11 protein-coding genes are annotated in these 11868 nt (G+C 55.5%); 8 read left to right on the forward strand and 3 right to left on the reverse strand.

Annotation, left to right across the window (positions count from 1 at the left end; all coding sequences use genetic code 11):
- Positions 1 to 224 precede the first annotated feature (224 nt).
- Positions 225 to 677 carry a DUF1178 family protein gene (locus tag ACIQ0R_RS06880; RefSeq protein WP_395825374.1) on the forward strand — a complete coding sequence of 151 codons (453 nt, stop codon included), beginning with the start codon at positions 225 to 227 and terminating at the stop codon, positions 675 to 677.
- A gap of 76 nt (positions 678 to 753) precedes the next feature.
- Here ACIQ0R_RS06880 and ACIQ0R_RS06885 read toward each other — a convergent pair whose 3' ends face one another.
- From ACIQ0R_RS06885 to gmk, 3 genes are all read right to left on the reverse strand, one after another.
- Positions 754 to 3036, reverse strand: a complete 2283-nt coding sequence (locus ACIQ0R_RS06885) for a RelA/SpoT family protein (RefSeq protein ID WP_395825377.1) — start codon at positions 3034 to 3036, stop codon at positions 754 to 756.
- Positions 3037 to 3143: 107 nt separating this feature from the next.
- The gene (rpoZ, locus tag ACIQ0R_RS06890; protein ID WP_395825380.1) at positions 3144 to 3347 is read right to left on the reverse strand and encodes a DNA-directed RNA polymerase subunit omega; all 204 of its coding nucleotides are present in this window, start codon (positions 3345 to 3347) and stop codon (positions 3144 to 3146) included.
- Between the two features lie 43 nt (positions 3348 to 3390).
- A complete protein-coding gene (gene gmk / locus ACIQ0R_RS06895) occupies positions 3391 to 4035 on the reverse strand; it encodes a guanylate kinase (RefSeq protein ID WP_395825400.1) in 645 nt (214 codons plus the stop codon).
- Between the two features lie 403 nt (positions 4036 to 4438).
- On the opposite strand from gmk, the gene thrC reads away from it, so the two are divergent.
- From thrC to ACIQ0R_RS06930, 7 genes are all read left to right on the forward strand, one after another.
- Positions 4439 to 5899 (forward strand): threonine synthase, encoded by a 1461-nt coding sequence (gene thrC / locus ACIQ0R_RS06900; protein ID WP_395825382.1) that lies wholly within the window; start codon positions 4439 to 4441, stop codon positions 5897 to 5899.
- A gap of 32 nt (positions 5900 to 5931) precedes the next feature.
- Positions 5932 to 7173, forward strand: a complete 1242-nt coding sequence (glp, locus tag ACIQ0R_RS06905) for a gephyrin-like molybdotransferase Glp (RefSeq protein WP_395825385.1) — start codon at positions 5932 to 5934, stop codon at positions 7171 to 7173.
- Positions 7174 to 7268: 95 nt separating this feature from the next.
- Entirely contained in the window at positions 7269 to 7520 is a 252-nt protein-coding gene (gene moaD, locus ACIQ0R_RS06910) for a molybdopterin converting factor subunit 1 (RefSeq protein WP_395825403.1), read from the forward strand.
- Between the two features lie 68 nt (positions 7521 to 7588).
- Complete coding sequence (moaE, locus tag ACIQ0R_RS06915) at positions 7589 to 8077, forward strand: molybdopterin synthase catalytic subunit MoaE (protein WP_395825388.1); 489 nt, start codon at positions 7589 to 7591, stop codon at positions 8075 to 8077.
- Positions 8074 to 8448, forward strand: a complete 375-nt coding sequence (gene crcB / locus ACIQ0R_RS06920) for a fluoride efflux transporter CrcB (RefSeq protein ID WP_395825391.1) — start codon at positions 8074 to 8076, stop codon at positions 8446 to 8448. Before moaE ends, crcB begins: the two co-directional genes overlap by 4 nt.
- An 86-nt stretch (positions 8449 to 8534) precedes the next feature.
- Positions 8535 to 11138: an ATP-dependent chaperone ClpB gene (gene clpB / locus ACIQ0R_RS06925; protein WP_395825394.1), complete on the forward strand. Its 2604-nt coding sequence runs from the start codon at positions 8535 to 8537 to the stop codon at positions 11136 to 11138.
- Between the two features lie 149 nt (positions 11139 to 11287).
- Positions 11288 to 11659 (forward strand): cache domain-containing protein, encoded by a 372-nt coding sequence (locus ACIQ0R_RS06930; protein ID WP_395825397.1) that lies wholly within the window; start codon positions 11288 to 11290, stop codon positions 11657 to 11659.
- Positions 11660 to 11868: the final 209 nt, after the last annotated feature.

The raw sequence follows: 11868 nt of genomic DNA on the forward strand, positions 1-11868 counted from the left end.
GCTTGGCTATCGTTCACCCTGCCAGTATTTAGATGACTGGCTCACTGAGCAACATCAGGAAAAACAGGCGGCATAAAAGCCACCTGTTGGACGACGAAAAATCGAGGGAAGCTCACTGTATCGATACGTCAGGCGTGGTGCTTTGCATATTGCCGCACGGCGTTGTGATGGATTTTTTGTTTTTTTAGCGTTTCCGGTTTTTGTCTTGGGTAAAACAGCTACTCATGAAAGTCTATAATTTATCTTGTCAGCAACATCATCGTTTCGAGCGCTGGTTTGCTTCGGAAGACGATTTTCTCTCGCAATCTCAGCGCCAGCAGATCAGATGCCCGGTGTGCGACAGCGTTGAGGTCGATAAGCTCCCGTCCGCGCCCCACTTGAATCTGTCGCTCAGCAAGGTGAACGCTCCCGATGCTGCTGCGCAGCCTGGCGCAGCACAGGCTTCGATACAGGCGTTGCAGATGCGGCTGGAGCAGATGGTGCGTCAGGTCGTTGAAAATACGGAAGATGTCGGTGACCGATTTGCTGAAGAAGCGCGACGTATTCACTACAATGAGGTGGCCGCACACGGGATTCGTGGAATCACCTCCGCCGAGCAGCGCGAGAAACTGGCGGAAGAGGGGATTGAGGTGTTCCAGTTGCCCATCGCGCTGACGCGCAAGCAGTCTCTGCAATAAAAACGTCCGGTGCGTGGCGCTGGTTATTCTTGCTGATCGTTTTTATCGTTTTAACTGTCAGATTACTGGTCGGCGCTCAGCTACGGTCACGCAGGATCCGCGTCACGCCGCGGATGCGACGCACGTTGCGCATCAGCCGGGCCAGATGAACCCGATCTTCCACCTGGATGGTGAAGATCAACTGCGTCATCATCTGATCCTTGTCATCATCCATGTTGACATAGATGATATTGGCGTCTGAATCGCCGATTTCTGCAGCAACTCGGGCCAGGATTCCTTTGTCGTTGTGTACCAGTACCTTGATGCGACAGTCGAAACGACGGTTCAGATCGTCGCCCCATAACACCTCGATCCAGCGCTCCGGATCCTTGTTGCGCTGACGTTTGGCGATATTGCAATCTTCCGCATGCACCACCAGGCCTTGGTCGCGCTTGAGCTGGCCGACGATATGATCGCCCGGGATCGGTTGGCAACAAGGCGCCAATTGCACCGAGATGCCCTCGCTGCCGTAAATCACGACAGGATCCATTCTGGCAGAAGTAGCGACGTTTTCGAGGTCGAGCAGCGGCGATGCCAGCGGTTCGTTTTCCAACAGGCCTATGATGTGGCGGGCCACCAGTGTCGCCATCCGTTTGCCGACACCGATGTCGGCATAGATGTCATCGAGGGACTTGGCGCTGGATTCATTCAGTAAACGCTTGACCACCAGCGGCGCCAGCGCCGGATTCAGGTTGAGAGATGCCAAGGCCTGTGACAACAAGTGCTTGCCGAGTTCCAGTGACTCGCCGAGATTGATGGTGCGCAGATAATGACGGATAGCCGAGCGCGCCTTGCCAGTGCGTACAAAGCTAAGCCAGTTCGGGGTTGGACGTGAGGTGGTCGAAGTGATGATCTCGACGATATCACCGTTATGTAGCTCGGTGCGCAGCGGTGCCGGCTCATGGTTGATCTTGGCAGCAATGGTCTGGTCGCCGACATCGGTATGGATGCTGTAGGCGAAATCGAGCGCAGTGGCACCGCGTGGCAGTGCAATGATCTTCGATTTTGGCGTAAACACGTAGACCGAATCCGGGAACAGATCGACTTTGACGTGCTCCAGAAATTCCGCGGAGTCACCGGTTTGTTGCTGAATGTCAAGCAGCGACTGCACCCATGCATGGGTGCGTTGCTGCAGGTCGCTCAGGTTGCCCTCTTCGTCCTTGTACAGCCAGTGCGCGGCAACGCCGGATTCGGCGATACGGTGCATGTCCTGGGTGCGAATCTGGAACTCTACGGGTGTGCCGTAGGGGCCGATCAGCGTAGTGTGCAAGGACTGATAGCCGTTGAGCTTAGGAATCGCAATGTAATCCTTGAATTTGCCTGGCATGGGCTTGTACAGGGCGTGCAAAGTACCTAGCGCCACGTAGCAATTGGCGAAAGTGTCGACCACGATACGGAAGCCGTAGACATCCAGTACCTGCGAAAACGACAGATGCTTGCTGTGCATCTTGCGGTAGATGCCGAAGAGACTCTTCTCGCGCCCGTAGATCTGCGCTGTGATACCGGTCGCAGCCAGCGTCGTGTTGACTGATTCGAGGATCTTGCTGACTACCTCGCGGCGGTTGCCGCGCGCTGCCTTGACTGCTTTCGCCAGTGTCCGATGGCGTAGCGGGTAAAGATGCGAGAAGGCCAGTTCTTGCAGCTCGCGGTAGATATTGTTGAGGCCAAGCCGATGGGCGATAGGGATGTAAACTTCCATCGTCTCACGTGCGATACGACGCTTCTTTTCTGGCGCCATCACACCCAGCGTGCGCATGTTATGCAAGCGGTCAGCCAACTTGACCAGAATTACCCTGACATCGCGCGCCATCGCCAGCAGCATCTTACGGAAATTTTCTGCCTGCGCGTCGATTTGACTCTGGAATTCGATCTTGTCGAGTTTCGACAAGCCATCGACCAGGGCTGCCACCGGCGCCCCGAAGCGCTCAATGAGCTCGTCCTTCTTGACGTCCTGGTCTTCCATGACATCGTGCAGCAGGGCGGCCATGATGGCTTGCGCGTCAAGTTTCCAGTCGGCGCAGATTTCGGCGACGGCAATCGGGTGTGAGATATAGGGCTCGCCGGATTTGCGCATCTGACCGAGATGCATTTCATCGGAAAAGCGATACGCTTCCTTGACCTTCTTCAATTCCGCAGGCGTCAGGTATTCGGCAAGCTTGGTGGTCAGATGGGTAATCGAGGCGACGTCGATTTGGGAGGCGGGCTGAGGGTCTGGCAAAGGGGAAGTATTAGCGGTTTTTGAGGCTGAGCGGGGGGATGTCGCCCGTTTTTTTGTGGTCGCAGCTGATGACATGCTTGAATCTGTAGATGTCAGGTTCATACTGGTTCGATGTCAGCCACATGATGTTGAATCGATCGCCTGACGGAGTCAGGCATGCGCCAACGCGCAGGACATTTCTCCGTCTGCAATCAATTATCAATTAAAAATCAGCCCGGTACCTTTTTAAGCATTTCAATACCAATCTTGCCGGCAGCAATTTCGCGCAGGGCGATAACGGTTGGCTTGTCCTTGGCATCCACTTTCGCAGTGTGGCCTTGCAGCAGCTGACGCGCGCGATAGGTCGCCGACAGCGTCAGTTGAAAGCGGTTAGGGATTTGTTTCAGACAATCTTCGATAGTGATGCGGGCCATATATTTCTCCAGAAATCGGTGCCGGGCAGGCATTGACTTGATATTAATTTAAGTTGGCGTGAATGCCTAGTTGGGCAAATAACGCGGCGTTGCGCACCGCCTGCTGCGAAAAGCGGCAGCGAGTGGCTTTGACGATCGCTGTCAGTTCCGACAAAGCAGTTGCAAACTCTTGACTAATAATAACATATTCAAACTCAGGAGCGTGCGCGATTTCACCGCCGGCGGCAAGAATCCGACGCGTAATCACCTGCGGCTCGTCCTGACCGCGTTTTTTCAACCGTTCTTCCAGTGCGGCAATGGATGGCGGCAGGATGAAAATGCCGACCGCGTTGGGGAGCTGCTTCTTGACCTGTTGCGCACCTTGCCAGTCGATTTCCAGCAACACGTCGGTGCCGGACTGTATTTGCTCGGCGATTGCCAGGCGCGAGGTGCCGTAATAATTGCTATGGACTTCGGCCCACTCCAGAAATTCGCCTTGTTTGTGGCGGGCGCGGAAATCGTCCGCCGTTGTGAAGTGATATTCGCGGCCGTCCTGCTCACTTGGGCGGGGGGCGCGCGTGGTGTAAGAGATCGACAGTTTGATGGCCGGTTCTTGTGCCAGCAGCGCGTTGACCAGCGTCGATTTGCCGGCGCCGGAAGGCGCTACGACCATGAACAGGCTGCCGGACATCGGATATTCGTCGAGCATCGCCGCGCCGTTTTGTGGGTCGGAAGACTGGGAGGTTGGAATTGGAGGTGTCATAACAATTGAATGAGTTGCAAGCGGTATGAGGTCAGCGCCACGAGGTTCGCTATAAAATTACTTTTTCGAGGGCGCGCTGGCCTCTCAGGCGTTTCTTTAGCCTTGGCTTAGGAGCGGTATTGTATCAGTGTGGCAATCAGGATGCAGTGCCCAATATTTGTATCGTGATCGAATGATGCAAAGTTCACAGCTGCTGGATTGCGGCGGCTATAATGTGCGGGGCAGTAAGGATTCTTTGTCGCTGATTCGTTCGTGTTCGTTCGTGTACTGTGTATTTTCTTCTTTCTTCAACAGACCCCAGACTTCAGATCCCGTCGGTATTCGTAACTACAAAACCTCATTCAATCTTATGCAATATGTCTCGACCCGCGGCCAGGCCGCTGCACAAAATTTTTCTGAAATCCTGCTTGGTGGGTTGGCTCCGGATGGCGGTCTTTATTTGCCGGTCGAATACCCGCAGGTGACCGGTAGCGAGCTCGATGCATGGCGTAGCCTGTCGTATGCGGATCTGGCATTTGAAATCCTGAAGAAGTTTGCGACCGACCTGCCGGAAGCCGACCTGAAGGCGCTGACGCACAAGACTTATACCTCAAGCGTCTATTGCAACGCGCGCGCTGGCGACGATGCGGGCCAGATCACGCCGTTGCGTGTGCTGGAGGAGAAGGACGGCGGCAAACTACTGTTGCAGGCATTGTCCAATGGCCCGACGCTGGCCTTCAAGGATATGGCGATGCAGTTGTTGGGCAATCTGTTCGAATACACGCTGGCGAAGAACGACGCCAAACTGAATATTTTCGGCGCCACCTCCGGCGATACTGGCAGCGCCGCCGAATATGCAATGCGCGGCAAGCAGGACATCCGTGTCTTCATGCTGTCGCCGCACCAGAAAATGAGTGCATTTCAGAGCGCGCAGATGTTCAGTCTGCAGGATCCTAACATTTTCAATATCGCGGTCGAGGGTGTGTTCGACGATTGCCAGGACATGGTCAAGGCGGTGTCCAACGATCATCCATTCAAGGCCGCGCAGAAAATCGGCACCGTCAACTCGATCAACTGGGCGCGGGTAGTGGCGCAGGTGGTGTACTACTTCCGCGGCTATCTGAGCGCAACCACCAGCAACGACCAGAAAGTGTCTTTTACCGTTCCCTCTGGTAATTTTGGCAATATCTGCGCTGGCCATATTGCGCGCATGATGGGCTTGCCGATCGATAAGCTGGTCGCTGCCACCAACGAGAACGACGTGCTCGATGAATTCTTTCGCACCGGCATCTACCGGGTGCGCAAGGCGGCCGAGACCTATCACACCAGCAGCCCGAGCATGGATATCAGCAAGGCGTCCAACTTTGAGCGTTTCATCCATGATTTACTGGATGGCGACAGCGAACGCGTGCGCGCTTTGTTTCATAAGGTTGAGACAGAAGGCGGCTTCAATCTGGCGGGCGGCCCCGGCAGCGACGGCGACGAATTCGCGAAGATCGCCCGGTTCGGCTTCCATTCCGGCAAATCGACACACCAGGATCGCCTTGATACTATCCGCGACGTACACGCGCGCTATGGTATTACCATCGATACCCACACCGCAGACGGCATTAAAGTAGCGCGCGGGTATGTGAAGCCGGGAGTGCCGATGATCGTGCTGGAAACGGCATTGCCTGCCAAGTTTAATGAAACCATTCGCGAAGCTTTAGGGCGCGATGCGGAGCGCCCCGCCGGTTTTGAACATATTGAGGCGCTGCCGCAACGCTTTGAAGTGATGGCAGCCGACGTCGCGCTGGTGAAGCAATTCATCGCGACCCATACTGGCTTGTAATCGCCGCATACCGACAGATAAACAAATCAAGAATGATGCAAAAACCGCCGATGTTGGATGTCTCCGCTGCGTTGCAAGTGTTGCTAGCTGCGCAGCGGCCGCTGCTCAAAGATGACGCGATAGAACTGCTGCCAACGCTGGCTGCCAATGGCCGCATGCTGGCTGCGGCGCAGACTTCCCAGTTGAATGTGCCGCCGGCGGACGATACGCAAATGGACGGCTATGCGGTTCGTGCGGCGGATTGCGTCAGTGGCGCGGCCCGCTTGCCGGTAGCGCAGCGGATTCCGGCCGGGCACGTCGGTGCGCCTTTGCAGCCTTGCACCGCGGCGCGTATTTTTACCGGGGCGATGATCCCTGCCGGTGCCGATGCAGTGGTAATGCAGGAAATGTGTGAACTCGATGGCGACGCTGTGCTGATCAAGCACGCGCCGGCAAGCGGTGAATGGGTGCGCCGTGCCGGCGAAGACATTCGCAGCGGTAGCGTCATTCTGGCGGCCGGAACGCGCTTGCGGCCACAGCATCTGGGCTTGGCGGCTTCGGTCGGTCTGGAAAAATTGCCAGTGTTGCGCAAGCTGCGAGTCGCGATATTTTTTACTGGCGACGAACTGGCGATGCCAGGAGAGCCGCTGAAGCCGGGTGCGATCTACAACTCGAACCGTTTTGTATTGCGCGCTTTGCTGGAGAATCTGGGCTGCGAGATTAGTGATTACAGCATCGTGCCGGACAATCTGCAAGCCACCCGCGACGCCTTGCGCGATGCTGCACGGGAGCGTGATCTGATACTCACTTCAGGCGGCGTATCTGTGGGCGAGGAAGATCACGTCAGACCGGCGGTGGCAGCGGAAGGGTGTTTGAACATGTGGCAGATTGCGATGAAGCCAGGTAAGCCGCTGGCTTTTGGAGAAATACATCGGGCTGCTGGTGACACGGCTTTTTTCATCGGCCTGCCCGGCAACCCGGTCTCCAGCTTTGTGACGTTCCTGATTTTCGTACGGCCTTTTATCTTGTATCAGCAAGGCGCGACGGCGAGCGAACTGGCGCCGCAGGCGATGCCGATGCGTGCCGACTTCAACTGGCCCAAGCCTGATCGGCGGCGCGAATTTTTGCGCGTTAAAATCAATGCCGCCGGTGGCCTCGACCTGTTCCCGCATCAAGGCTCGGGTGTTCTGACTTCGACCGTGTGGGGCGATGGTCTGGTCGATAATCCGCCTGGACAAGCGATTGCCATTGGCGACACGCTGCGCTTTCTGCCGTTCGCGACATTGGGATGTTGATGTAAGGAGAGCTGGTATCGTCATTGGTAATGGGTGCGTAAGGTGACGGCACCGGTTCTTGTAATTGATTGAAAATGAGAATGTAATTAATGTAAATACAGTTACGCTTTTTTGCCAGCCTCCGCGAGGCGCTGAATTTATCTCAGGAAACGCTGGAATTGCCAGCCACCGTTGTCACTGTGGGCGATGTGCGCGACTGCCTGCGAGCACGCGGCGGGATCTGGGCGGCGGCGCTGGCTGATGGGCGAGCGTTGCGAATGGCATTCAACCAAGAACTGGCAAGTGCAGATACAGTGCTGACGGATAACGGCGAAGTAGCATTTTTCCCGCCGGTGACCGGTGGCTGATTTTAATCCGCTCCTGCCTGCGCAAGACGGTCGGGAGTGCCACCCACCTACTAACGAGGTTTTTCACTATGCCAATCCGGGTTCAGACCGAGGATTTTGATCTGGCGGCAGAACTGGCTCAGCTACGGCTGGCCAATCCGAAAATTGGTGCCGTTGTCAGTTTTTTGGGCACCGTGCGCGATCTCAATGAGGGTAGTTCGATTGCCCAGATGAAGTTGGAACATTATCCCGGCATGACCGAGAAAGCGCTGGCCGCCATCGTCGATCAGGCCAAACAACGCTGGCAGATTTTCGATGCGCTGGTGATCCATCGTATCGGCCCGTTACTGCCGCTAGATCAGATTGTGCTGGTGGCGGTCAGCGCGGCCCATCGCGGCGAGGCCTTTGCTGCTTGCGAATTCATTATCGATTATCTAAAGACTGAAGCACCGTTCTGGAAAAAGGAACGCACTCCAGAGGGCGCACGTTGGGTCGATGCGCGCAGCAGCGATGATGCTGCCTTGGCGAAATGGCAGCCAGACGCGTTGCCGCTGCCGATTCGGGAAGGCAAGAAATGAGCTGGCTGGCGGTTGGCCTCGGTGCGGCCTTAGGCGCCTGGTTGCGTTGGTTGGCGAGCATCTGGCTGGGCGCCTATCAAAATCACTTGCCATTAGGTACGTTGTTGGTTAATTTGGCCGGCGGATACATGGCCGGTCTGGCAGTGGGTTTTTTTGAATCCCATCCGTTGCTGCCGGTTGAATGGCGGCTGCTGGTGGTAACCGGTTTTTTGGGTGGTCTGACCACTTTTTCGACCTTTTCGGCGGAGTCGATGATATTGCTGCAGCGCGGTGACTATGCCTGGTTCCTGGGGCATGTGTTGTTGCATTTGTGCGGCTCGATCATTTTGTGCATCGCCGGCTTTGCGACATATCGCGCCATCGCATGTTGATTTTTCATTTTATCGGCCGCGCAGAATGCGCTTGAAATAAGCTGGCCTGTCCCAATTTTCTAGTTATTAGATATTTTGGAGGAACCATGCGTTTCGATAAATTGACTACAAAACTGCAGGAAGCCATTTCTGACGCCCAGAGTCAGGCGGTCGGCAATGATAATCAGTATATTGAGCCGGTGCATGCGTTGCTGGCATTGTTGCAGCAGGACGATGGCAATGCTACTTCCTTGTTGCAGCGCGCCGGTGTCAATGTGGCCGCGCTGAGCGCTGCTCTGAAGGCTGCGCTGGAGCGTTTGCCCAAGGTGTCGGGCAATGGCGGTGAAGTGCAGATCGGCCGCGAGCTGCTGGGCCTGCTCAACCTGGCCGATAAGGAAGCGCGAAAGCGTGGCGATCAATTCATCGCCAGCGAGATGTTGTTGTTGGCGCTGCTAGACGATAAATCCGATGCCGGCCGCCTGGTCCGAGAAAACGGCTTGACCCGCAAGGCGCTGGAAGCCGCAATCACGGCCGTGCGCGGCGGCGCCAATGTCGCTTCGCAAGATCAAGAAGGGCAACGCGAGGCCCTGAAAAAATACGCGCTGGACCTGACCGAACGGGCGCGCCTTGGCAAGCTCGATCCGGTCATTGGTCGCGACGATGAAATCCGCCGTGCAATCCAAATCTTGCAACGGCGCAGCAAGAACAATCCGGTATTGATCGGCGAGCCGGGGGTTGGCAAGACAGCGATTGTCGAGGGGCTGGCGCAACGAATCGTCAACGGTGAAGTGCCTGACAGCCTGAAATCGAAACGCGTGTTGTCGCTCGACATGGCGACCTTGCTGGCGGGGGCTAAATTCCGCGGTGAGTTCGAGGAGCGCCTGAAAGCGGTCTTGAAGGAAATTGCGCAGGACGAAGGACAAACCATTGTCTTTATCGATGAATTGCACACCATGGTCGGTGCAGGTAAGGCAGAAGGCGCGATGGATGCTGGCAATATGCTCAAGCCGGCGCTGGCGCGCGGCGAATTGCATTGCGTCGGAGCGACCACACTGGATGAGTATCGCAAGTACATCGAGAAAGACGCTGCGCTTGAGCGTCGTTTCCAGAAAATCCTGGTCGACGAGCCAAGTGTTGAGGCAACGATTGCGATTCTGCGCGGATTGCAAGAAAAATACGAAGTCCATCATGGCGTGCAAATCACCGATCCGGCCATCGTCGCCGCGGCCGAGTTATCGCACCGTTATATTACCGATCGCTTCTTGCCGGACAAGGCCATCGACCTGATCGACGAGGCTGCGGCCAAAATCAAGATTGAAATCGACTCCAAGCCGGAAGTGATGGACAAGCTGGATCGTCGTCTGATTCAACTCAAGATCGAGCGTGAAGCCGTGCGGCGTGAGAAAGATGAATCGTCGCAAAAACGTTTTGCCTTGATCGAAGAGGAAATCGACAAGCTGTCCCGTGAATATGCCGATCTGGAAGAAATCTGGAAGTCCGAGAAAGCCAGTGCGCAAGGCAGCAAGCATCTCAAGGAAGAGATCGAAAAGCTGCGCCTGCAAATCGACGAAGCAACCCGGAACAGCGATTGGCAAAAGGTGTCCGAGCTGAAGTACGGCAAGCTCAACGAGCTGGAAAAGGCGCTGGAAACGCAGTCCAGACAGGACGCCTTGGCGGCCCAGCATCCAGACGCTGGCGGCAAGCCGCAACTGGTTCGCACTCAGGTAGGGGCGGATGAAATTGCTGAAATTGTCTCGCGTATCACAGGCATTCCGGTATCGAAGATGCTGCAAGGCGAGCGCGAGAAGCTGGTCAGCATGGAAGATGAGCTGCATCGCTGCGTGGTGGGCCAGGATGAAGCCATTGTCGCGGTTTCCGATGCGATCCGCCGTTCGCGTGCTGGCTTGAGCGATCCTGACCGGCCGTATGGGTCGTTCATGTTCCTGGGGCCGACCGGAGTCGGCAAGACCGAGTTGTGCAAGGCGCTCGCCAGCTTTCTCTTCGATAGTACCGATTCCTTGATCCGCATCGACATGAGCGAGTTCATGGAGAAGCACTCGGTAGCGCGCCTGATCGGCGCGCCGCCTGGTTATGTCGGTTATGAAGAGGGCGGTTATTTGACCGAGCTGGTGCGGCGTAAGCCATACAGCGTGATCCTGCTCGATGAAATCGAGAAGGCGCATCCAGATGTCTTCAATGTACTGTTGCAGGTGCTGGACGATGGGCGCATGACCGATGGTCAGGGACGTACTGTCGATTTCAAGAATACGGTGATCGTGATGACCTCGAACCTCGGTTCGCACCGTATCCAGGCCATGGAAGGTAGCGATCCGGCGCTGGTGAAGTTGGAAGTGATGGGCGAGGTGCGCAATCATTTCCGCCCTGAGTTCATCAATCGTATCGATGAAATCGTGGTGTTCCATTCGCTCAATGAGAAGAACATCGGCGCGATTGCCAAGATCCAGCTGAACATTCTGGAGCAAAGGTTGGCGAAGATGGATATGGGATTGGAAATTCCCGAAGCTGCCCTGCAAAAAATCGCAGAAGCAGGTTTCGATCCGGTGTATGGGGCGCGTCCGCTGAAACGGGCTATCCAGCAGCAGATCGAGAATCCTCTGTCCAAGTTGATCCTGGAAGGAAAATTCGGGCCTAAGGACATTATTCACGTAAATGTTAACAATGGTGAGATAGTGTTCAAATCGGCAATTTAAGCTCGAATCTTACATAAGCAAAAGAGTAGACTCGCAACAGGCTTGATCGTGTTGCTTTAAAGATTAAAGGTCACATGGTGATGCCGTGTGACCTTTTTTTGTGTTTTTTCCGTCAATACCGCTGTTGCATCATCGATCGATGATCAGTGATGATGCTGGCGCGGCCGGTATACGGCGACAACCGCTCGGTGCTTGGTGTGGTGGCCAAGGAATTATCGTTGAAACCGCTGCGAGAATATTTGCAGGCTTTGTCGATTGATCGCCATGGCCTGGCGTTCGTGGCGGAAAGCAACGGGAACCTTGTGGTTTCCTCAAACGGCGACGGCGTGTTCGGCGCATCGCTTAGCGAGCCGGGCAAGAAGGTTCGCTTCAATGTACAAGATGCCGGCTCGTCATTGATGCAGCAAAGCTGGAAATTGGTGCAGAAGTATCTGCAACAGCATCCGGATACGGAAGCAGTTGGCGATTCTGCGGGATCTCCTGGCGCCAGCCTGGACCAGCCACGGCGAGGGTGTAATTAGTTTTGTGTAAACGGCCATTTGGCAGCACACGGGGGTGTAATTAGTTTTGTGTAAACGGTCATTTGGCAGCACACTGCCACCATAGTGAGCTTCCCCCGAAATTTAGTCTTCCATAGGTAACGTAAAATCAACGATCCTTTGGAAAGACCAGCAATGAAGAAGATACCAAAACAGATGTACACGGCGGAGTTCAAGGAGCTAGCCGTGCA

The sequence above is a fragment of the Collimonas sp. genome (genome assembly GCF_044339385.1).
Classification (GTDB): domain Bacteria; phylum Pseudomonadota; class Gammaproteobacteria; order Burkholderiales; family Burkholderiaceae_D; genus Collimonas.